At 62.1% G+C, this 21045-nt stretch carries 16 protein-coding genes; 6 read left to right on the forward strand and 10 right to left on the reverse strand.

Annotated features, from left to right (window positions below):
* Nucleotides 1–148 precede the first annotated feature (148 nt).
* Both ACVWVP_RS11920 and ACVWVP_RS11925 read right to left on the reverse strand, forming a co-directional pair.
* Nucleotides 149–1156, reverse strand: coding sequence for an aldo/keto reductase (locus tag ACVWVP_RS11920; protein ID WP_178920799.1), 1008 nt, complete (start codon nucleotides 1154–1156; stop codon nucleotides 149–151).
* 81 nt (nucleotides 1157–1237) lie between these two features.
* Nucleotides 1238–2140: a LysR family transcriptional regulator gene (locus tag ACVWVP_RS11925; RefSeq protein ID WP_178920801.1), complete on the reverse strand. Its 903-nt coding sequence runs from the start codon at nucleotides 2138–2140 to the stop codon at nucleotides 1238–1240.
* 100 nt (nucleotides 2141–2240) lie between these two features.
* Between ACVWVP_RS11925 and ACVWVP_RS11930 the strand changes: the two genes are divergently transcribed.
* On the forward strand, nucleotides 2241–2945 hold the full coding sequence (locus tag ACVWVP_RS11930; protein ID WP_176996046.1) for an SDR family oxidoreductase: 705 nt from the start codon (nucleotides 2241–2243) through the stop codon (nucleotides 2943–2945).
* A gap of 88 nt (nucleotides 2946–3033) precedes the next feature.
* Here the strand turns inward: ACVWVP_RS11930 and ACVWVP_RS11935 are convergent, their stop codons facing one another.
* Nucleotides 3034–4344, reverse strand: coding sequence for an MFS transporter (locus tag ACVWVP_RS11935; RefSeq protein ID WP_457406026.1), 1311 nt, complete (start codon nucleotides 4342–4344; stop codon nucleotides 3034–3036).
* Nucleotides 4345–4503: 159 nt separating this feature from the next.
* On the opposite strand from ACVWVP_RS11935, the gene ACVWVP_RS11940 reads away from it, so the two are divergent.
* Nucleotides 4504–5604, forward strand: coding sequence for a sugar diacid recognition domain-containing protein (locus ACVWVP_RS11940; RefSeq protein WP_457406029.1), 1101 nt, complete (start codon nucleotides 4504–4506; stop codon nucleotides 5602–5604).
* Nucleotides 5605–5701: 97 nt separating this feature from the next.
* Nucleotides 5702–6844 (forward strand): glycerate kinase, encoded by a 1143-nt coding sequence (locus ACVWVP_RS11945; protein WP_457406031.1) that lies wholly within the window; start codon nucleotides 5702–5704, stop codon nucleotides 6842–6844.
* Between the two features lie 25 nt (nucleotides 6845–6869).
* Here ACVWVP_RS11945 and ACVWVP_RS11950 read toward each other — a convergent pair whose 3' ends face one another.
* Complete coding sequence (locus ACVWVP_RS11950) at nucleotides 6870–8459, reverse strand: alpha/beta fold hydrolase (RefSeq protein WP_457406032.1); 1590 nt, start codon at nucleotides 8457–8459, stop codon at nucleotides 6870–6872.
* A 168-nt stretch (nucleotides 8460–8627) separates the two neighbouring features.
* Between ACVWVP_RS11950 and ACVWVP_RS11955 the strand changes: the two genes are divergently transcribed.
* Nucleotides 8628–9140 (forward strand): GNAT family N-acetyltransferase, encoded by a 513-nt coding sequence (locus tag ACVWVP_RS11955; RefSeq protein ID WP_457406036.1) that lies wholly within the window; start codon nucleotides 8628–8630, stop codon nucleotides 9138–9140.
* Here the strand turns inward: ACVWVP_RS11955 and ACVWVP_RS11960 are convergent.
* On the reverse strand, nucleotides 9137–9829 hold the full coding sequence (locus ACVWVP_RS11960; protein WP_457406037.1) for an aspartate/glutamate racemase family protein: 693 nt from the start codon (nucleotides 9827–9829) through the stop codon (nucleotides 9137–9139). The two genes, ACVWVP_RS11955 and ACVWVP_RS11960, sit on opposite strands and share 4 nt — an antisense overlap.
* 208 nt (nucleotides 9830–10037) lie before the next feature.
* Here ACVWVP_RS11960 and ACVWVP_RS11965 point away from each other — a divergent pair, with 208 nt between their 5' ends.
* Nucleotides 10038–10532 (forward strand): hypothetical protein, encoded by a 495-nt coding sequence (locus ACVWVP_RS11965; RefSeq protein WP_457406039.1) that lies wholly within the window; start codon nucleotides 10038–10040, stop codon nucleotides 10530–10532.
* Between the two features lie 561 nt (nucleotides 10533–11093).
* On the opposite strand, the gene ACVWVP_RS11970 is transcribed toward ACVWVP_RS11965, so the two are convergent.
* Nucleotides 11094–13304, reverse strand: a complete 2211-nt coding sequence (locus tag ACVWVP_RS11970; RefSeq protein WP_457406042.1) for a tetratricopeptide repeat protein — start codon at nucleotides 13302–13304, stop codon at nucleotides 11094–11096.
* 174 nt (nucleotides 13305–13478) lie between these two features.
* Between ACVWVP_RS11970 and ACVWVP_RS11975 the strand changes: the two genes are divergently transcribed.
* Complete coding sequence (locus tag ACVWVP_RS11975; protein WP_259171419.1) at nucleotides 13479–14150, forward strand: DUF3313 domain-containing protein; 672 nt, start codon at nucleotides 13479–13481, stop codon at nucleotides 14148–14150.
* Between the two features lie 3 nt (nucleotides 14151–14153).
* Here ACVWVP_RS11975 and ACVWVP_RS11980 read toward each other — a convergent pair whose 3' ends face one another.
* From ACVWVP_RS11980 to ACVWVP_RS11995, 4 genes are all read right to left on the reverse strand, one after another.
* Nucleotides 14154–15137, reverse strand: a complete 984-nt coding sequence (locus ACVWVP_RS11980) for a YiiG family protein (protein WP_259171418.1) — start codon at nucleotides 15135–15137, stop codon at nucleotides 14154–14156.
* The gene (locus ACVWVP_RS11985) at nucleotides 15134–16714 is read right to left on the reverse strand and encodes a J domain-containing protein (RefSeq protein ID WP_457406046.1); all 1581 of its coding nucleotides are present in this window, start codon (nucleotides 16712–16714) and stop codon (nucleotides 15134–15136) included. Before ACVWVP_RS11985 ends, ACVWVP_RS11980 begins: the two co-directional genes overlap by 4 nt.
* Nucleotides 16715–16757: 43 nt before the next feature.
* A complete protein-coding gene (locus ACVWVP_RS11990; RefSeq protein WP_457406048.1) occupies nucleotides 16758–19250 on the reverse strand; it encodes a fused MFS/spermidine synthase in 2493 nt (830 codons plus the stop codon).
* Nucleotides 19251–19389: 139 nt separating this feature from the next.
* Nucleotides 19390–20976, reverse strand: a complete 1587-nt coding sequence (locus ACVWVP_RS11995) for an arylsulfatase (RefSeq protein WP_178925799.1) — start codon at nucleotides 20974–20976, stop codon at nucleotides 19390–19392.
* Nucleotides 20977–21045: the final 69 nt, after the last annotated feature.

The raw sequence follows: 21045 nt of genomic DNA on the forward strand, positions 1-21045 counted from the left end.
TTGCGCTGTTTTGGGGCGGTTTCCAAAATTTTCCCCGCCCGTACTGATCTGTAGTGAGCGGGCTTGCCCCGCGCGGCGGTGTGTCAGGCGGGTATAGGGCGGCTGACACACCGCGGCGCGGGGCGAGCCCGCTCACTGCAACGAGGTATCAGCGTGGCAGGCGGCCGCTGACAAAGTGGCTGACATCGTTGAACCCGGGCGTAGACGAATGCCCCGGCGTGACCAGCGAATCGATAAACGCTTCATCTTCCGCCGTGATCTTAACGTCCAAGGCGCCGGTGTAGGCGTCCCACTGCGCTTCGGTACGCGGCCCCACAATCGCCGAGCTCACCGCCTGATTGTTCAGCACCCATGCGATCGCAAACTCCACAATGCCCACGCCACGACCTTGCGTGTACTGCTGGATCTGCTGGGCGATGCGCAATGACTCCACGCGCCATTCGGTTTCCAGGATGCGCTTGTCCTGGCGCGCCGCACGGCTGCCGGCTTCAGGTGTGACATCCGGCGCGTACTTGCCGCTGAGCACGCCACGGGCCAACGGGCTGTAAGGCACCACGCCCAGGCCGTACGCGGCCGCGGCGGTGATCTGTTCGACCTCGGCCTGGCGGTTGACGATGTTGTACAGCGGCTGGCTGATGATCGGCCGATCCACTCCCAGGCGCTCGGCCACCCGCACCACCTCGGCAATGCGCCAGCCACGGTAGTTGGACAGGCCCCAATAACGGATCTTGCCCTGGCGAATCAGGTCGCCAATCGCCGATACCGTCACGTCCAGCGGTGTATCGTGGTCTTCACGGTGCAGGTAATAGATGTCCAGGTAATCGGTGTCCAGGCGGGTGAGGCTGGCTTCCAGTGCATTGAAAATGCGCTTGCGGCTCAGGCCGCTGCGGTTGGGCAAACCGTCGGTGGGGCCGATGGCGACTTTGGATGCCAGCACCCAGTCTTCACGATGGCGGGCAATGGCCTCGCCGACGATTTCTTCGGAACGCCCACCGGTGTAGACGTCGGCCGTGTCGATGAAATTGATGCCCTGGTCCCAGGCCTTGTCGATGATGCGCAGCGAGTCTTCGGTGCTGGTTTGTTCGCCAAACATCATGGTGCCCAGGGTCAGCGCGCTGACCTTCAACCCCGACTGGCCCAATGTGCGGTAAATCATGGAAAGCTCCTCATGGCAGGGAAACGTGCCCCATGCAATACCAGACTCGAGGGCTCTGGAACAAGCCCCGGAACGGTTTCTTCATTCATCGAGCAAGGCGTGGCAGCGCACCTGCAAGAACTGGTGCAACACCTTGACCCGCTCCGACACTTGCAGGCGATGCGGGCACATCAGGTTGAACGGCGTGGGCTCGCCTTGCCATTCCCGTAACAACGGCACCAGGCGTCCGGCCTTGATATCGCGGGCCACATCCAGGTTGGCCTTGTAGGCAATCCCGTGGCCGGCCAGCGCCCAGCGCCGCACGATTTCACCGTCGTCGCTCAAGTAGTCGCCACTCACCTCGACTTCCTGCAACTGTGTGCCCTGGCGGAAATACCAGGTGTTGTTGGCCTGGCCCCGACGCATGTAGCGCAGGGTGCTGTGGTGCGCCAGGTCGGCTGGCGTAAGCGGTGTGCCATGCCGCGCAAGGTAGTCAGGGCTGGCGCAAGGAATGCGATGGTGGCCGGGCACCACCGGCAGCGCCACCAGGCTGGAGTCGCGTGGCACGCCAAAGCGCAGGGCAATGTCCACGGTGTCGCGGAACAGGTCGGCATTGCTGTCGTTAAGCAGCAATTGCAGGCGAATATTCGGGTGTTCGCGCTTGAACTCATCCAGCCAGCCCAGCAGCACGTTACGCCCGAAGTCCGAAGGCGCGGCCAGCTGCAACAAGCCGCTGAGGCTCTGGCCCTGTTGCTTGAGCGCCTGTTCGCCTTCGGCCAGCGCTTCCAGGGCCACGCGCACGCTGTCGAGGTAGCGCCGGCCTTCTTCGGTGAGGCGCATGCTGCGTGTGGAGCGGGCGAGCAAACGGGTACCCAGGCGGGTTTCCAGGCGCTTGAGGGCGATACTTGCGGCTGCGGGCGTCAGGTTGAGGCTACGCGCTGCGGCCGACAGGCTGCCCGTGTCCGCCGTGCGCACAAACACTTCAAGGTCCAGGGTTGAGCTCATTTGTAAAAATCCTTTAAAGATCTTGTCGTTTTACCGGGATTTTTCGCCGATTGCCAAGCGAGGAAGATGAACGCTCAATTTCTCGATCAGGACATTTCCCATGACAGCTTCCCTCAACGGCAAAACCGTCATCGTCATCGGTGGCAGCAGCGGCATTGGTGCAGCGGTGGCCAAGGCCGCGTCAGCGCGGGGTGCGCAGGTGGTATTGGCTGGGCGGCGGTTGACCTCCGGTGTCGACAACGGCGTGCGCAGCGAACCGGTCGACGTCACTGACAGCGCCTCCCTGCAACGCCTGTTCGAGGCGGTGGGGCGCTTTGATCACCTGGTCTATACCTCCGGCCCTTCGGTACGCGCCAAGCCCTTGAGCGAAACCGACCTGGATGAAGCCCAGGAGAATTTCAACGTGAAACTCTGGGGTTCGCTGCGGGCGATTCAGTTGGCCCTGCCATTTCTCGATGCCCACGGCAGCATCAGCCTGACCTCCGGCCAGTTGGGGCGTAAGTTTGCGCCCGGTCAATTCATCAAGACTGGCATCAATGCGGCAACCGAGGCGCTGGGCAAACAACTGGCCAAGGAGCTGGCGCCGCGTCGCGTCAACGTGATCAGCCCGGGCGTGATTGATACACCGGCGTATGCGGGGTTGGCTGAAGATCAGCGTCAGGCGATGTACGCCAAGGCGGGTGGGGCGTTGCCGGTGGGGCGTGTGGGGCAGGCCGAGGAAGTGGCGGCAGGGTATGTGCTGGCCATGGAGAATGGCTTCATGACCGGTGCCGTGATCGATGTCGACGGCGGCGGCCTGCTGTAAACACCATACCTTGTAGGAGCCCGGCTTGCCGGCGATGGCGCCAGTGATATCGCCATCGCCGGCAAGCCGGGCTCCTACAAGGGGTGCGTCAGGCCTTCAGGGTGCGGGTCATGCGCAGCGCCAATACGCTGCCGGCCACGATCACCGCCGCCAGCAGGTACAACGCCACATCCGTGGACCCGGTCGCATCCTTCACAAACCCCACAATGTAGGGGCTGAGGAAACCGGCCATCTGGCCCATGGAGTTGATCAACGCCAAGCCACCGGCCGCTGCGCCGGCACTGAGCATTGCCGTTGGCACCGGCCAGAACATCGGCAGCCCGGTGAGGGCGCCCATGGTGGCGATGGTCAGGCCCAGGATCGCAATCGCCGGGGTGGTGGCGAAATTCACGGCGATCACCAGGCCAATCGCGCCCATCAGCATCGGCACCACCAGGTGCCAGCGACGCTCCTTGCGCAAGTCCGCCGAACGGCCCACCAGCAGCATGAACACCGCCGCCAGCAAGTAAGGAATCGCGCTGAGCCAGCCAATCACCAGGTTATCGCTGAACCCCAGGTTCTTGATGATTGACGGCAGCCAGAAGTTGATCGCGTACACGCCGCTCTGGATGCAGAAGTAGATCAAGCCGAACGCCCAGATCGCCGGGTTCTTGAACACTTCGCCCAGGGAATCGCTGGTGGTTTTCGGCTTGTTGGCCAGGTCGGTTGCCTGGTCGGCCTCCAGCACCGCGCGCTCGTGGGGCGTGAGCCACTTGGCGTTGGCGAAGCTGTCGCTGAGCAGGAAGTAGGCGAGGGCGCCCAGGATCACGGTCGGGATGCCCTGCAACAGGAACATCCACTGCCAACCCGCCAGGCCACCTTGGCCCGCGGCGAAGTGGTTGAGGATCCAGCCGGAAAACGGGCTGCCGAGCAGGCCCGACACCGGGATCGCCGACATGAACAGCGCCATGATCCGCCCACGGCGGAAGGTCGGGAACCACTGCGAGAGGTACAGCACCACGCCCGGGAAGAAGCCGGCTTCGGCGGCCCCGGTAAACAGGCGCAAGGTGTAGAAGTGCGTTGGCGTGGTGACGAACAACAGGCAGGTGGACAGCGTGCCCCACACGATCATCATCAGTGCGATCCAGCGCCGTGGGCCGAATTTGGTCAGCGCCAGGTTGCTCGGCACGCCGCACAGCACGTAGCCGATGAAGAAGATCCCGGCACCCAGGCCGTATACGGTTTCGCTGAACTTCAACGCATCGAGCATCTGCAGCTTGGCAAATCCAACGTTCACCCGGTCGAGGTAGTTGAACAGGTAGCAGATGAAGATGAAGGGGATCAGGCGCAGGGTAATGCGCTTGTAGATGGCGTTTTTATCGTCATCGGTGGCCAGTGTGGCAGTGGCGCTCTGTGACATGGCAATCTCTCTTTATTATGATTTTTCGCGATGCGAGGGTAACGTTGATCGCTCAATGAGTCTCGGCCACCTGGCAGGGTGCTGTCTTTGTGCTCGCGCACAGTGAAGCATGTTTTGCGCTGTGCCTATGAACAACCCGCTTTCTAGGAAATTAGCCCCATGTTCGAGCTGGATCATGACCTGGCGCAGGATATTGTCGACCGCACCATGGCCATCCTGCCCTACAACGTCAACGTCATGGACAGTCAGGGGCTGATTCTCGGCAGCGGCGAGCCCGAACGCATCAACACCCGCCATGAAGGCGCACAACTGGTGCTGGCCAATGGTCGCGTGGTGGAAATCGACGGCCAGACCGCCAAGCACCTCAAGGGCGTGCAACCGGGCATCAACCTGCCGCTGCTGCATGACGGGCGCCTGATCGGCGTGCTGGGCATCACCGGCGAGCCGGAAGGGCTGCGCACCTACGCCGAGCTGGTGCGCATGACCGCCGAAATGCTGGTGAGCCACCGCCATCAGCAGGCCGAGCAACAATGGCGGCGCCAGCGTTGCGATGACCTGCTGGCGTTGCTGCTGGCCGAAACCGGCGACTCGCCGCGCCTGGTGGATGAAGCGCAACAACTGGGCCTCAAGCCACAATTGGCGCGCACCCCTTATTTATTCGAGCTGGGCGCGGGCCAGTCGGCGGAAGCCCTGAGCGCCTGGCTGACCTCACGGTATCCTGACAGCTGGTGCGTCAGCTCCGCGCAATTTTCCCTTCTTTGGTGCCGGCCGGCAGCTGTGCAGGTAGACAATCCTCGGTTGTTGGAAAAACTCCACGGGTTGGGCTGGACGATTCTGCGCGTAGCCGTCGGTGGCCAGGCCGACGGTCTGGCCGGCTTGCGCCGTTGCTACCGTCGCGTCGGTGACTTGTTGGCCTATGGTCGTGATGTGTTGCCGCACTCGCAGTTACTGACCCTCAACCGCTATCGCTTGCCGGTGATGCTTTGGCGCCATCGCAACGACGATGCCCTGGACGAGCTGCTCAACCCGCTGCGCAAAGTGCTGGCCAAGGACAGCAACGGCCAACTGCTCGCCACGCTGCGCAGTTGGTGCGAGCGCGACGGCCAGAGCCAGGCCTGCGCAGACGCCTTGGGCATCCACCGCAACAGCCTGCGTTACCGCATGGAGCGCATTGCCGAACTCAGTGGCGTCGACCCGCTGACCCTGGACGGCATGCTCGCCCTGTACCTCGGCGTGCAACTGCTGCCCCAGGCTTTGTAGAAATGAACAACAAAGCTGATCGGCACTTGTGCATCGGACCGGCGTCATTCCTCCAGGCAACTGGCAGCATGGGCGTTATAAAAACCGGAGAAAGCCCATGAAAATCATCATCGCCCCCGACTCGTTCAAGGACAGCCTGAGTGCCGAAGGCGTCGCCCAGGCCATTGCCGAAGGGTTGACCGAGGTCTGGCCGGACGCTGAACTGGTCCAATGCCCAATGGCGGACGGTGGTGAAGGCACGGTGGATTCAGTACTGGCCGCGTGCAACGGCGAACTGCGCACTCAACGTGTCACCGGCCCCTTGGGCGGTTCGGTTGAGGCACGCTGGGGTTGGTTGGCCGAGAGCCGCACGGCAATCATCGAAATGGCTGAAGCCAGCGGCCTGCAATTGGTCCTTCCGGGGCAACGCGATGCGTGTTCCAGCACCACCTTCGGCACCGGCGAGCTGATCCGGGCGGCCCTCGACCTGGGCGCCGAGCGCATCATCCTGGCGATTGGCGGCAGCGCCACCAACGATGGTGGGGCAGGGGCCATGCAAGCACTTGGCGTGCAACTGTTCGACAACGAGGACCAACCTTTGCCACCCGGCGGGCTGGCCTTGGCTCGCCTGGCGCGTATCAGCCTTGACGCGCTCGACCCACGCCTGGCCCAAGTACGTTTTGAAATCGCCGCCGACGTGAACAACCCTTTGTGCGGCCCGCATGGCGCTTCCGCTATTTTCGGGCCACAAAAAGGCGCCACTCCCGATCAAGTCCAACAACTGGACGCCGCCCTCGGCCACTTCGCCGACCACTGCGTCAAGGTCCTGCCCAAGGACGTGCGTGACGAGCCCGGCAGCGGCGCGGCCGGTGGGCTTGGTTTTGCTGCCAAAGCGTTCCTGGCGGCGCAGTTCCGTGCAGGTGTAGAGGTGGTTGCTGAATTGGTCGGCCTGGACGCCGCTGTACGCGGCGCCGACCTGGTGATCACCGGCGAAGGCCGCTTCGACGCCCAGACACTGCGCGGCAAAACCCCATTTGGCGTGGCGAGAATCGCCCGGCAGCACAACGTGCCCGTGATCGTGATCGCCGGCACCCTGGGCGACGGTTACGAGCAGATGTATGCCCATGGCGTGGATGCCGCCTTTGCCTTGCCATCCGGCCCGATGAGCCTGGAGCAGGCCTGTAGCGAGGCGCCGCGCCTGTTGCGTGAGCGGGCGGCGGATATTGCGCGGGTGTGGCGTGTGGCGGCGCAGCGTTTATAAATACCGCCCCGTACAGCGCCATTTTTTAATTTGAAGCAAAGCAAATCGACAGACGTGCAGGCTTACGACCGTATGCTAGGTAATCACCTGTGTAGCGGTTGACACATGTGTTGGGATTAGAAAAAGAAACGCCGTGCTGATAGGCCCCCTTAAGCAAGACCATGTGGGTATTCGGTACGCTCTGCGACGCCTTTAAAGCCCCCGGTGCAGGTGTTTGGTCGTCAAATTCTGCTTGAATCATCAAGATACTGCTGGCTTGTCCAAGCGCCTTAAGTGGCACGCCCGACAACGGTTTGCCGCTCCACGCCGCGCAATGTCTTGCGTAGAAGTAACTACCTCCCACTGGATACTGGGTTGCGTACAGGTTTTCCATTTCCGTCCAGAACTTTTCATCGGCCGTTGCCGAGTCGTTGCATAAGATGGTGCTGCGCACAGACGCGGCGGGGTCCAACTTCAGGGGGCCGACAGCGATGTCGTTCCAGAGAACAGGTTCTCGGATAACCGTGACTAAGCGTGTAAATGCACTGAGAGCGGAATGATTAACCTCAGTGTCCGGGCTGAACCGATAGGTTTGTGCTTTGTTCAGCAATTCGGTGTCATTGAGGGTAGGCGACTCGCGCAGCCATGTGCTGAGCACTCTTGCGGCCATCAGGAATTCGATAGAACTGTAGCGTTCGGTGTCAGAGCGCAGCGCTACTTGAACCTGCGGTAGCAGGTTTATAAAAGAATGCCGTATGGCCTTTGGGTCATTACCCATTTCATAGACCAGAGGGTTTTCGGCCGCGGGTTCTGCAACGAAACGGGCGAAGATACGTTCTTTTTCAGGTGCCAGGTTCAAGGAGGCGTTTTGAAACGTTGAGGTCCAATCAAGATTGGAATCAAGCACCATACGACCCACAGTCTTTGGAAACAGGCCTGCGTACCAGGCGCCCAGCCACGTGCCATAAGAATTGCCGAAATAGTTGAGTGTTCTTTCATTCAATTGAATACGGACGAACTCCATATCCCGCGCAGTCTGGTCGGTGGTGATGTAAGGGGCCAAGGGTTGGTTCGCACACCCTTGGGCCAACACTTCAGCATTATGCCGCAGGGCTTCAAGATTAGCGGGGCTGCGGTCCTGGGTGATGTCATTTTGCGCGACAATCACGTCATTGGATTGGCATATCAATTGTGAGTCAGGCGAACTGCCCATTCCCCGCGGCGTGATGCCAATCAAGTCATAGGCATTGATCAGATGGCGATAGGACTCGCCTTCTGGCTCATCAGCGTACCCCTTCCATATTGATGCCAGTACCACGGCGAAGCCGCTGCTGTCAGCACCTGGCCCGCCAGGATTGGTAAATATTGCGCCTTCATGCCGCTGCGGATGAAGGCTTGTAACGCGAGTGATATCTAGTTTAAGAGTGCCTTGAGTCGGGTTTGTATGATCCAGCGGCACGGTGACTACGCCACACTGTGTTCTGGCGACGACTTCGGGATCCAAGCCACTGAACGGGCGCCCCTCGCAGTTCGGCAACCACTTGATCTCTGGTTCCTGCTCTTGCTCAGTCGCACAGGCCCCTATCGCTAACAATCCTGCGACACAAATACCGCTTGCCAATGTCCGTTGCTTCATCACGTTACGATCCTTACTGCGAATCAAGAGAATTCCGGATGCCAGCACGCTGGGCTTCAGTCTGTGCGTAGGACAAGCTTGTTCTTGTTGACTGAAAGAGCTGCTTTCCATTGCGCACGTGAGGCCTCTACACTGCTGGGCCACGTGTTTTTCAAAGGATGAAACACAATGCACGCACCTGAACCCCACATCGTCATCCAGCGTTTTACCGAGGCCCATCTTGAAGGCGTCGCCGCGCTCTATAACGACCCGGCCGTGTGCCGGCAGGTGCTGCAGATGCCTTTCCAGGCTGTGGAGATGTGGCGCAAGCGCCTGGTCATGGACAACGAACGGCGGTTACAGCTGGTGGCGGTGCACGGCGGTGAAGTCATCGGCCAGTTGGGCCTGGAACAGTACCTGCGGGTGCGCCAGAGCCATGTCGGCTCGTTTGGTATGGGCGTGGCGACAGCCTGGCAGGGTAAGGGCGTGGGGTCTCGGTTGCTGACGGCCGCGTTGGACGTGGCCGACAATTGGATGAACCTGCACCGTGTCGAATTGACCGTGTTTGCCGACAACGAAGCCGCGCAAAACCTGTACCGTAAGTTCGGCTTTGAGGTTGAAGGTCGATTGCGCGACTACGCGGTGCGTGATGGCAAGTATGTCGATACCGTGAGCATGGCGCGCCTGCGCCGGTCGGTTTAATCCCCCAGAGCAAACGCCACCGCAGCCTGCGCATGCAGCTCGGTGGTGTCCAGCAACGGCAGGTCGCTGTGTTCCGGCTTGATCAGCAGGCCGATTTCCGTGCACCCCAGGATGATCGCCTGGGCGCCGCGTGCGGCCAGGGACTCGATCACGCGCCGGTAGACCTGGCGCGAAGCGTCACTGATCACGCCCACGCACAATTCCTCGTAGATGATTCGGTGCACCGCCTGGCGTTCGTCCGCCTCGGGTACCAGCACGGTCAGGCCCTGGGCGGCCAGGCGGGATTTAAGAAAGTCCTGCTCCATGGTGAACGCTGTGCCCAGCAAACCGACAGTCAGCGTGCCCGCTTCGACGGCCGCCGCACCCGCCGCATCGGCAATGTGCAGGAACGGAATCGACACTGCTGCTTCGATGCGTGGCGCTACCAAGTGCATGGTGTTGGTACACAGCACCACACAGTCAGCGCCCCCGGCTTGCAGGCGCCGTGCGGCGTCTTCGAGGATCAGCGCGGTATCGTCCCAGCGCCCGGCATGCTGCGCCTGTTCCACCGGGCCGAAATCCATGCTGTACATCAACAACTGCGCCGAACGCAGCGGCCCCAGTTGGTCGCGCACGCGCTGATTGATGAGGCGGTAGTACTCGGCGCTGGACTCCCAGCTCATGCCGCCGATAAGGCCGATGGTGCGCATGCGATGCTCCTGACAAGGAATGTCGCTTCACCTTACCCATTGGCTACGGATTAGTCATACGCAGTTGCCGAGCAAATGACCGGAGCAGTTCCTTCGTTCAGGCGCCCTGTGTGCGGTGATGTGCACTTGCACAGCGTTAACCGCACGCAGCACCCGCGTATCTGCCATGATCGACCCTCGCAACCTGGCTCACCGGAGGACATTCGCAATGGACGACGTACAGCAACTGGGCGAGATGCTTCGTCATTACGCCGAGAGCGAAGCGCACAAGAAACAGCAATTCGACGTGCAGTCGGCGCGTTGGGCGCAAAAGCTCAACGAGTTATTCGGGCAGATTGAGCAGTGGCTGGCGCCGGTCAAGACGGTGGGCTTGCTTGAGGTGCAGCGTGAAGCCTATGTGGCCAGCGGCCCGAGCGTGCCGGTGGAGGTTTCGACCTTCAAGACCGAGAAGCTGAACGTACAAATCACCGGAAAAACCGTGGAGTTCGTACCGGATGTGATGGGCGCGGGAGGGTTGGTTACAGTGGCGGTGATCGGTCTCACCGCCGCGCGCCACGGCAGCGTCTCGCTGGTACTGCCGGCGGATAAAAATGATTGGCTGTGGAAGAAAACCAACGGCCTCAAAGACCCGGACACCTTCGCCTTCGACGCCAACTTCCTCGCCTCCCAGCTCCAGAGCCTGATCCCGCGGGAACGTATTTAAGGCAACGGTTGCCATCGCAGGCAAGCCAGCTCCTACAGTGGATCTTCGTCGTTACGCAGACCCCTGTGGGAGCTGTCGAGCTTTAGCGAGGCTGCGAAGGCTGTGGTTCAGGCAACATTACTGTTGACTGTGTCGCCGCTTTCGCAGGCAAGCCAGCTCCCACATTCGAGCGCATTTCAAAAGGATGCACTCGGTCCCTTGTGGGAGCTGTCGAGCTTCAGCGAGGCTGCGAAGGCTGTGGTTCAGGCAACATCACTGTTGACTGTGCCGCCGCTTTTGCAGGCAAGCCAGCTCCCACATTCGAGCGCATTTCAAAAGGATGCACCCGGTCCCTTGTGGGAGCTGTCGAGCTTTAGCGAGGCTGCGAAGGCTGTGGTTCAGGCAACATCACTGTTGACTGTGCCGCCGCTTTCGCAGGCAAGCCAGCTCCCACATTCGAGCGCATTTCAAAAGGATGCACCCGGTCCCTTGTGGGAGCTGTCGAGCTTTAGCGAGGCTGCGAAGACGGAGGTATTGGCGTTAGAGATGGTGTGCCAAGCCACTGTCATCGCAGGCAAGCGCTTATTTCAGTGCCGGGTCGCCTGGGTTGAGGTTTTTCCAGGCTTGCATCACGACCTGGGCCTTGGGGTCCTGGCCGTTTTCCAGGTAGTACTGGATCAGCGACAGTCGTGCGTTACGGCTGTACGGCTGGCGCTGCAACAGCGACTCCAATTGCTGGCAGGCCTCATCAACCTTCCCACTGTCGTGCAACGCCACCGCCAGTACGTAGGCGTACTGGGCGCTCGCCGGGTCGAGGCGAGCGGCGTTGCGCAGGTGCGGCATCGCTTGGGCAGTGTCTCCTGCGCGGATCAACATCAACCCCCGGGTGTGTTGCAGCAGCGGTGCCTCAGGGTGCAGGGCCAACTGGTCGCCGATCAATGTGCGCGCCTCGTCCGCACGGCCATTGGCCTCCAGCCACTGAATAAGCGTTACCAACGCCGGGAAAAAGTCCGGATCACGCAGCAGGGCCGTGCGCAGTTGCGCCTCGACCTTGTCGCCACGGCCGCTGGCCTGGTAGAGCATCGCCAGGTTGAGGTTCGCTTCGGCACGCTCCAGCAGGCTCGATTGCACCTGTTCGTATTCGGCGATGGCGCTGTCCCACGCCGGCCCCAAGCCCTGGCTGGAGACACTCAATAAATCCCGCGCAGCAATGATGCGCACGGCGCGCACCGGGTCCTTGAGCAACGGCACATACAGCGCAATGCGCTCTGGCGGCGGCAGCAACGCACTCACCGCACGCACGGCACTTTCGCGCACTTGCGGGGCAGGGTGGCCCAGGTCCCGGGTTGCCAGTTTGAGTGCCTGCTCGCTGGGATAGTTGGGCAACTCCACCAACAAGGTCGCCCGCTGGATGGCCGGCAGGTTGCTGCGTGCCAATTGGTCATACAGCGCCTGGGCGGCCCCCGGTTGGCCGCCGCGAATCAATACCATGCTCTCGGCATAAGTAGGCGCCTTCAGCACGTCCCGCGCACCCGCAGGGATACTGAAACTGTGGTCATGGCGCAAGTCATTGCCCATGTACACCTTGCCCGGCATATGGCAGTCGACACAGAACGAACCCGGCTGGCCCACCGGTTTGCCGGTGTGTTCAGGAGCGTCATAATTTTTGGCCTGCAGGCCACGCCCATCGACCGTGGCGATCGGGGTTTTGCCGGCGGTGTTGTGACACTGCAAGCACACCGCGTTGCCCGGCGCCTTGAGTTCGTTGCTGTGGGGGTTGTGGCAGTTGCTGCAGCGCACGCCTTTTTCGGCCATTTTGCTTTGGGCGAAGGAGCCATGTTCAAACACTTCGTCCTTGATCTTGCCGTCCAGGGCATACAGCTCGCGGGTCAGCACGCTGGGCAGGTAGTCATCCATCAAACGCTTGCCGACGGTAAACCCGTCACCCAACGGAGCGCGCCGGGCGTGGCAGCGCGCGCAGGTTTCCAGCTCGACGGTGGCGTCCTTGTCCTTGAGGTCCACGGCAAACCCGGCGTGCAGCAGGTCGCCTTTTTTAGCCGCCCATTGCAGGTGGTTGGAGGCCGGGCCATGGCAGGCCTGGCAGCCGACGCCGAAGCTGTTCCACTGGCTGTCGAAGCTGTTTTTCAGCGGATCAAAGTTGCGCGTGTAGCCGGTGGTGTGGCATTCGACGCACATGAAGTTGGCGTTCTGGCTGGGCTTGCTCCAATGCAGCGGGTTCTTGAAGGTCACGCCCTGGCCTGGGTAGAGGTGAAACCAGCGGTGCTGCTGGGTATCCCAGGCCACGCCCAACGCCTGCAAGCGGCCATCGCCCACGTCGATCAGGTATTGCTGTAGCGGCGCGATGCCAAAGGTGTAGACCACCTTGAAGTCAGCAGGCTTACCGTCGCCGCCGGGCGTATTGACCCAGAACGCATCGCCCCGGCGAAAAAACCGGGTGGTTTCACCCTCACCGGTAAACGTGGCGTCATTGAAGTCTGCCGGCACCGTCTGTGGCGTGGCCTGCTGCATCGCCAACTGATGGTGGGAGCCTTGCCAATCCTTGACCTGAGCCTGGTGACAGCCCTGGCATTGCTGTTCATCCACCATCGTCGCCGGTGCGATAACCACCGGTTTCACCGCCATCACGGGCGCGGGCAGCCGAGGCGCGCTCGTCTGCAGGTAAAACCAGATCCCGGCCATGGCCAACAGCAACAACACAATCAGAATGGGGTACAGGTAACGACGGGGTGATTCACGGTGGGGTGCGGCTTTTTTGGTTGTGGGCGCTGGCATTCCGACTTCCGTTGTCTTGATGCAGGGACGCTCTACGGCGTGCTTTAAGCTCCGTGCAGCTTTGACGCTGGGGACGGGTCTGTCAAACGATGCGCGGGAAATAACGGCTATTTCCCCAGAGTTGGCTATACCTACAGCTCAGTGTTCCAGTGATGACTGCCAGGGAGTTCAATGATGAAACTAAGGCTAATGATCAGCACGCTGTGCCTCGCTTCAATTGGAATGACAGGCTGCGCCAGCAAAGTCACACAACCGGAGGAGTACTCCGGCTTTCTCTCGGACTACAGCCAACTCAAGCAAGCCAAGTCGCCTTCGGGCGCGGATGTGATGCGTTGGGTGGACCCCAAGCTGGACCTGAGCCGCTACACCGCGGTGTATGTCGAGCCGACCCAGTTCTATCCCAAGCCCCAGGCCACCGCGAAAATCCCTGAGAGCACCCTTAACGGTATCAACACCTACTACAACCAGGCGCTCAAGCGTGAGCTGGAAAAATCCCTGCCGCTGGCCAATGCGCCGGGCCCGGGTGTGATCGTCGTGCGGGCGGCAATCACCGCCGTGAGCAGCAAGACCGAAGCGCTCGCGCCCTATGAGTACATCCCCGTGGCGCTGGTCGTCGCGGCCGCGAGTACCGCCACCGGCCACCGTGACCAGGAAACCACCCTGGGCACCGAGGCGCAGTTCCTCGACGGCGCCAGCGGCAAGGTGATCGCCCAAGTGGTGCGCAAAGGCACCGGCAAACCGCTGTCCAACGACGCCCAGGTGATGAAGGCCGACGACGTCAAAGGCGTTATCGATGGCTGGGCGTCAGACCTGCATCAGTCCTACGTGAAACTGAAAAAACACTAAGCCTCAAAACGCGTTGCGTGCCGGCCGGTTGTAATAGCTGAGCAGGGCGTCGTAGCGGCGGGTGACGAGGTAATAGTCGTCACTCAGTTGCTGCGGCGCGGCATGGTGCAGCCAGTCCTGGTGCAACGTGCCCAGCGCGGCCAGGTAGGCATCGGCGGCCGGGGTGATCGTGTACCAGAGGTGGCGCGCTTCCTCATCCAGGTGCTCGGTGGGGTGGGTACGCAGGTAGGCTTTGCCAGCGTCGGCAGCCTGTTGCAAGGCCGCTGCCTGGCTGGCGACGGCCTGGGGTGTCAGGCGTGCGTCGTGCATCCCTTGCTCAAGGGCATTCACCGCGTGGCGGGCGATGATCATGTAGTTGAGCACGTGCCAATGCAGGTCGCGGCCGAAGCGCGACTCCAGCAGTGCCAATTGCGCCGGGCGTATGTTCAGGTCCTGCTCTTCCAGCTGTTGACGCAGTTGGGTGGAGACCCTCAGGTAGTCGTCGCCTTCTTGCACCAGCTCCTGCCTCAACGATTCTGTGACGGGCAGCACCACGGCTTGCCGGCCGCTCAGCGAGAGCCGTTCGGCCTGGGTCGGCGTGACCCGGTCGGCCACGGACGTGAACCTGTGCAGCCTGTACGCATACACCGAGGCCAGGCCGACCAATTGGCTCCCGGGCTGTTGGCGCTCCAGCTTCAGGGTGTACAGCTGGGAGCAAACAGCCGCCTGGATAACGCGCGGTTCAGGCTCGCTGCTGTCGCCAAACTGATCGTGGTCCGGCGCTTCGGGTTCGGTTGAACGCATGCGGTAAAAGGCCAGGCGCGTGTCGCGGTCGATGCGGTTCGCGCAATCGATGATCGGCGCCAGGGCGCTCGCTGCTGCGGTGTGGGGGCTGTCCCGTTGATCCAACCAGAACTGAATCCGCTGCAGGGGTTTGGTGGCGCCGGCCAGGCCGAGCAAGGCCAGGCCCAGGATCAGGCCGATGGGTAACAACCATTTGGGGTTCATTGCGCGGCCTCCTGGCCGTACCACTGTTTCTGGGTGGCGGGCGCCTGACACTCGGCATCGCTGCGCGGCATGCGGCTGCACAGGCGCTCGGTCCACTGTTGCAGGCCCTGGTTACGCACGACCCGGTGGCCGTTGTCGAGCAAGACCAAGCCCGCGTAGAGCGCAATCACACCGACCACGCCGAGGGCCGCACCCAGCAGGGTCCAGCGCGGGTGGCTTGCGGTCCAGGGCGTGTGATGGCTCATCCCGGGGCGCTTGATCACGCCGATCAGTGCCAAGGCCGCGATCAGCGTCACGCTGGCCAGCGGGCCGAATAGGTAGCCGAGGATTGCCACCAGGACCAACCCGGGCACCAGGTCACGTACCGGCAGCAGCGGCAGGTGGGTAGGGCTGAGCCAGCCGGGCAGGCGCTGGCTGAAAGCTTCGTCCTGCACGCGGTAGTGATGGGCGAGGGGCCGCCAGCCTTGCCAGGCCAGCCCGGCGCCGACCACGAAGGCCAGCGACCACAAGAGCCCGTGGCCCAGCGTCGGCACCCCATTGCCGGCCAGGAACTCGGCTTTCTCCAGCACCCCCACCAGGCAGCTCACGACCAGCGCGACGACCCAGGGCCAGGTGTCCATGGCCTTGTCCCAGTCTTGCCAGAAATACACGGTGCCACCGGGCATGGCTTCAGCGACGACCACATGCTCGGCATAGATGTCAGCGCTGAGGGTTTGGCAGGCTTTCCAGTCGTCTTCACTCAAACGCTGGGCGAAGGCACGGCGCTGGCCCAGGCTCATCGGCGCCAGCAGTAAACGTGCCGCGCGTTGCTGTGGGCTGTAGGGTGGTTCGGCGGCCAACGCCCGCTGGCGTGCGAGGAAGGCCGGCCCTTGCTGGCGCTTCAACAGCAGCGCCCAATCGTCGGCGGGGCAGTTGGGGTCGGCACCGCCGTGCCAGCCTTGGCCGGCACACACGGCGTCGAACACGGCACTGGACCAGAAATGGCTCTGGGCAAGCAGCTTGGCCAGCCATTCGTTGAACCACTCACCGTGGGGATGATTGTGTACCCACGGGTGCTCATCACGCGCTGCATAAGCAGCAAGAAACGCCGACTCATCTTTCTGCTCAAGGGCCAGGCGCAACGGTTGCTGTAAAGCGGCGCGGTGTTGGCGTTCTAGCGTGTCGATCAGTTCGACCGGCAGCTCCAGCCGTTGCCAGGCTGTGAGCCAGTTGAAGGCCTGGAACGCCCAGCGGGCGTCCTCGGCGTTGAGTTCGCCGTCAACACAACGATGCAACAGGTGGATTTCGAAGAACAACGCCGTGCCGTTGGCCATTGCCGCTTGATAGCGTTGTTCCAGGGTTTCCTCCACGTGTTCGGTGACCACCTCGACGGTTTCACCCATGTGCTCGATGGCCACCTCAACAGTGTCCTGCTGCTCCTGGCTCCACTGCAGAGCTTGCTCGTAGGCTTCGCGCAGGCGCTGGAACCCCTCGGGGTCATCGTCCGGCCGGGTTTTCTTCAGCAGCGCCGCATATTGGCGCTTGATCGCGCGGCTGTCGGCGTCAGGCGTGAGGCCCAGGATATTCCAGCAAGTCATGTGCGGCGCAACTCCCTAAACAATCGCGCGCACATTACCTGTTTTAGGGGCTGATAAACCAGCGGTAGTAGGGGTTGGCGCTGTCTTGTTGCAGCACGTCACGAATATCCCGGCCCCAGGCGTCGCGGTCGCCATCGTAGGCATGCAGGCTCGCGCGGTAGAACTGCATCAAGCGTTGTTGTTCAGCGGCCAGGGTGCGGGCAAAAGACGCGTCCGCGTTGACCAGCGGCGCCGGTACACGCAGGTCCAGCAGGGCCGGCAATACTCGGGTGATTTCCTTGCTGCGCACCCACGGGGCGTATTCGATGCGCGGCCTGTCGTCGGTGACTGGCAGCGCATTCGCGGCAAACCGCTCCAGGCCCTGGCGGTCAGTGACCCAGGTGGCAAGCAGCGTGGCCGTCGAATCGATGCCGACCTCAGCCAACGCCGAACGCACCGGGGGCTGTTCAAAGCGCTGGCGAATACGCTCGGCGTCCAGCGCCACAGGCTCCAGGGAACCCACGAGCAGCATCTCGTGGAACTCGCTGGTCCACAGCGAGGCATAGGGGAATACATTGAGGAAGCTGCGCACCAACGCGCGGGAATCATCGATATTTTGCGTGGGCAGCGGCAGCCACTGAGCCAGCAGGCCATGTTTTTCCAGCCGTGTTGCGGCCAGCGCATAGAAGTCCTGAGAATATAGGTTGACCACCCCGGCAGCGGAAGGCGGCGGCGGTTCCAGGGTGATCAGGTCATAGCGCTGGGCATTGCGCAGCAATTCCTGGCGCCCATCGCGCAGGCGCAGGTCGATGGCCGGGTCCTGGGCAGCATTGAAGTTGCCTTTGAACAGCGACGCAGCCTGCACCACCGACGGCAGCAACTCAGCCACCACCCGATGCTCCAGCCCCGGGTAACGCAACAGCGCACCCGCTGTGATCCCGGTGCCAAAGCCAATCACCAGCGCCGACTTGGGCTCGGCGTTGTGGACCAGCAACGGCAACAACGCCTGGATGCGCATGTAGCGTAACGACGGCATCGCATCACCGGTATTGGAAACACCCTGGATATATAGGCGCTGAAACGCCCGCGCTCCTTGACCCTGGGTGACCACGGCCACCGTCGCGCCACGACCTTCCTGGTAAAACGCCAGGCTGGCGTTACGTGCGCCGGGAAGCAACTTGGCCAGGCGGTCCACCGGGGTCAGCCCGGCAACCGCCAGCGACACCAGGCCCACAACGACCACCGCCTGGCGCCGCGACTTTTTCACCCCATGGCCGCGACGTACCGCCAGATAACCCACGGCGCCGGCCATCACCGCCAGCAGGCCGAGGGTCCGCACCAGGCCCAGCCAGGGGATCAGCACAAACCCGCAGAGCATGACCCCGACGATCCCGCCCAAGGTGTTGAACGCCACCACCGCGCCGACATCCCGACCGACATGGCGATTACCCACGCTCAAGCGCAACGCCAACGGAAATGCCGCACCCAGCAGCAAAGTGGGCACAAACACAATGCACAGCGCCGCCACCGCGAACCGGGCACTCATGCCCGGCAACTCACTGCCGCCCAGGCTCAGCACCAGCGCTTCCGCCTGGGTTTGCAGCAGAATCAGCCAGCGCCCCAGCACTGCAATTTCCAACAGCGCCACCAATCCGGCACCCGCAATCAGCAAGCCAAATACGCCCCAGGGATCGCGAATGCGCTCAACCCGGTGTGACATCAATTGGCTGCCGATAAACAGCCCTGTCAGGTAAGTGGCCAGCACCACGGCAAACGCGTAGGTGCGCGTGCTCATGAACTGTACGATGGACTGCGACCACACCACTTCATAACCGAGGGCGACCCCCCCGGCGATGGCATACAGCACCAGCGCCAGGCGCGCCGGTTGAACGCTGCGCGCAGGGGCGACAGCGACGGGAGCGTGATGGCGCACAGACAACAAGGCGCCGACCGCTGCGACCAGGTTCAGCATCGCCGCTACCACCGCACTGCCACGCACGCCAAACTGCGCGATCAGCACAAATGCCGTGAGCAGCGTACCGGCGATGGCCCCGGCGGTGTTCGCGGCGTACAAACGGCCACCCGCCTGGCTCAGGCCCTTGGCATTGATATCCAGTGCACGCACCAGCACCGGCAGCGTGCCGCCCATCAACAGCGCGGGCAGGCCCACCAACGCAAATGGCAGCGCCCAGGCCGCAAGGCCGATGCGTTGTTCCAGCCAGGCAAACGGCTCGGCCGCCATACCCAGCGCCACGGTGGCGCCCACGCCGAACGCGGCGACCAATAATTCCAGGGCTGCATACAACAGCAGCGGCCGCGAAAAGCGGTCCGCCAACCGTCCAAACAACAAACCACCCAGGGCCAGCCCGGCAAAAAACGCGCTGATGCCCGTGGTGATCGCATACACCTCCACGCCCACCACCAGCGACAGTTGCTTGATCCACAGCACCTGATAGACCAGCGCCGCGCCACCTGAGACAAACAGGAGCAGGGCAGGGATAAGGGTCGAGGTGGCGTTGCCGATTTCAACAGGCTTGCTGGCGGTGCGAGAGGTCATTACAAAATTCCAGAACGTACAGAGAACCCTGTGGGAGCGGGCTTGCTCGCGAAAACGGTGTGTCAGTCGCCGAATCGGTTGGTTGAACGACCGATTTCGCGAGCAAGCCCGCTCCCACATTTGCCTTGTGTTGTGTCAGCTATGAAGCCGGGGCGGCCTTCATCTTCTCTTCGATCTTCTTGTCCACCGCTTCACGGATCTGGTCGATGCTGAAGCTCGGCGGTTTCTGGCTAGGCGGGTATTCGATGAAGGTCTGCAGGAACTTCGCCGCCTTGGTCACCGCAACCGCACCCAGGTAGACGTTCTTGGTAGTCCAGTCGTAATACTGGTCACTCACCACGTCAGCGCGCTCATACGGGTCCATCCTCAGGTTGAAGATCTTCGGCACCCGCAACTGTACGAACGGCTCGCTCCACACTCGGAAACCACCCGGCTGGCGCTGCTCGGCGAACACCACTTTCCAGTTGTCGAAGCGCATCGAAACCAGCATGCCGTCGTCATTGAAGTAGTAGAACTCGTTGCGCGCGCCTTTAGGTTGCTGGCCGGTCAGGTAGGGCAGTTGGTTGTAGCCATCCAGGTGCACCTTGAAGTTGGTGCCGCCTGCCGCAGGCGTCCAGCCTTTGAGCAACTTGTTTTTCACGTCGGCGTCACCGGCTGCGGCCAACAGGGTCGGGAACCAGTCCATCCCCGAGACCATCTCGTTGGAGACCTGACCCTCCTTGATCTTGCCCGGCCAACGGATGATCGCTGGCACGCGGTACGCGCCTTCCCAGTTGGAGTCCTTTTCGTTGCGGAACGGCGTGGTCGCCGCGTCCGGCCAGGAGAACTGGTTCGGCCCGTTGTCGGTGGTGTAGACCACGATGGTGTTGTCGGCGATCTTCAAGTCGTCGAGGGTCTGCAGCAGTTTGCCCACGTCGCCGTCGTGCTCAAGCATGCCGTCGGCGTACTCGTTGCCGGGCATGCCGCTCTGGCCCTTCATCGAGTCACGCACATGGGTGAACACGTGCATGCGCGTGGTGTTCATCCACACGAAGAACGGCTTGTTGGCCTCGGCCTGTTTCTTGATAAAGGCCTGGGCCGCCGCGGTAGTTTCGTCGTCGATGGTTTCCATGCGCTTGGTGGTCAAGGCGCCGGTGTCTTCGATCTTGCCGTCGGCGAAACTGTGGATCACCCCGCGCGGGGTGTTGGCCTTGACGAATTCGGCATCGTCCTTGGGCCAGTAAGGGCGTTCGGGTTCTTCTTCGGCATTGAGGTGGTATAGGTTGCCGAAGAACTCGTCGAAGCCGTGGTTGGTGGGCAGGTACTCGTCCCGGTCGCCCAGGTGGTTCTTGCCGAATTGCCCGGTGGAGTAACCCAGGGACTTGAGCGCCTGGGCGATGGTGATATCGCGCTTTTGCAGGCCCACCGGGGCCCCCGGAATGCCCACCTTCGACAGGCCCGTGCGCAACGGCGTCTGGCCGGTGATGAAGGACGAGCGCCCAGCCGTGCAACTGTTCTCCGCGTAGTAGTCGGTGAACATCATGCCTTCTTTGGCGATCCGGTCGATATTGGGCGTCTTGTAGCCCACCACGCCCATGGAATAGGCGCTGATGTTGGTTTGCCCGATGTCATCGCCGAAGATCACCAGGATATTCGGCTTCTCGGCGGCCAGGGCGGATGCCGAGGCGCCTATTACCGACACCGCCACCAGGGCGAGTTTCGGCAGCCACTTGCGTATGCGAGTCATAAGACTTGCTCCTTTTAGGGCTTGAGTCGCATTGCCTGCGACCAACGTTTTTGTACAGTCCGTCGTGAC

It is taken from the genome of Pseudomonas sp. TE24901 (assembly GCF_054058375.1).

Bases quoted from the DNA above. Each gene is read 5' to 3' on its own strand.
- ACVWVP_RS11920 (WP_178920799.1), bottom strand. From the start codon at position 1,156: ATGATTTACCGCACATTGGGCCAGTCGGGGTTGAAGGTCAGCGCGCTG.
- ACVWVP_RS11925 (WP_178920801.1), bottom strand. From the start codon at position 2,140: ATGAGCTCAACCCTGGACCTTGAAGTGTTTGTGCGCACGGCGGACACG.
- ACVWVP_RS11930 (WP_176996046.1), top strand. From the start codon at position 2,241: ATGACAGCTTCCCTCAACGGCAAAACCGTCATCGTCATCGGTGGCAGC.
- ACVWVP_RS11935 (WP_457406026.1), bottom strand. From the start codon at position 4,344: ATGTCACAGAGCGCCACTGCCACACTGGCCACCGATGACGATAAAAAC.
- ACVWVP_RS11940 (WP_457406029.1), top strand. From the start codon at position 4,504: ATGTTCGAGCTGGATCATGACCTGGCGCAGGATATTGTCGACCGCACC.
- ACVWVP_RS11945 (WP_457406031.1), top strand. From the start codon at position 5,702: ATGAAAATCATCATCGCCCCCGACTCGTTCAAGGACAGCCTGAGTGCC.
- ACVWVP_RS11950 (WP_457406032.1), bottom strand. From the start codon at position 8,459: ATGAAGCAACGGACATTGGCAAGCGGTATTTGTGTCGCAGGATTGTTA.
- ACVWVP_RS11955 (WP_457406036.1), top strand. From the start codon at position 8,628: ATGCACGCACCTGAACCCCACATCGTCATCCAGCGTTTTACCGAGGCC.
- ACVWVP_RS11960 (WP_457406037.1), bottom strand. From the start codon at position 9,829: ATGCGCACCATCGGCCTTATCGGCGGCATGAGCTGGGAGTCCAGCGCC.
- ACVWVP_RS11965 (WP_457406039.1), top strand. From the start codon at position 10,038: ATGGACGACGTACAGCAACTGGGCGAGATGCTTCGTCATTACGCCGAG.
- ACVWVP_RS11970 (WP_457406042.1), bottom strand. From the start codon at position 13,304: ATGCCAGCGCCCACAACCAAAAAAGCCGCACCCCACCGTGAATCACCC.
- ACVWVP_RS11975 (WP_259171419.1), top strand. From the start codon at position 13,479: ATGAAACTAAGGCTAATGATCAGCACGCTGTGCCTCGCTTCAATTGGA.
- ACVWVP_RS11980 (WP_259171418.1), bottom strand. From the start codon at position 15,137: ATGAACCCCAAATGGTTGTTACCCATCGGCCTGATCCTGGGCCTGGCC.
- ACVWVP_RS11985 (WP_457406046.1), bottom strand. From the start codon at position 16,714: ATGACTTGCTGGAATATCCTGGGCCTCACGCCTGACGCCGACAGCCGC.
- ACVWVP_RS11990 (WP_457406048.1), bottom strand. From the start codon at position 19,250: ATGACCTCTCGCACCGCCAGCAAGCCTGTTGAAATCGGCAACGCCACC.
- ACVWVP_RS11995 (WP_178925799.1), bottom strand. From the start codon at position 20,976: ATGACTCGCATACGCAAGTGGCTGCCGAAACTCGCCCTGGTGGCGGTG.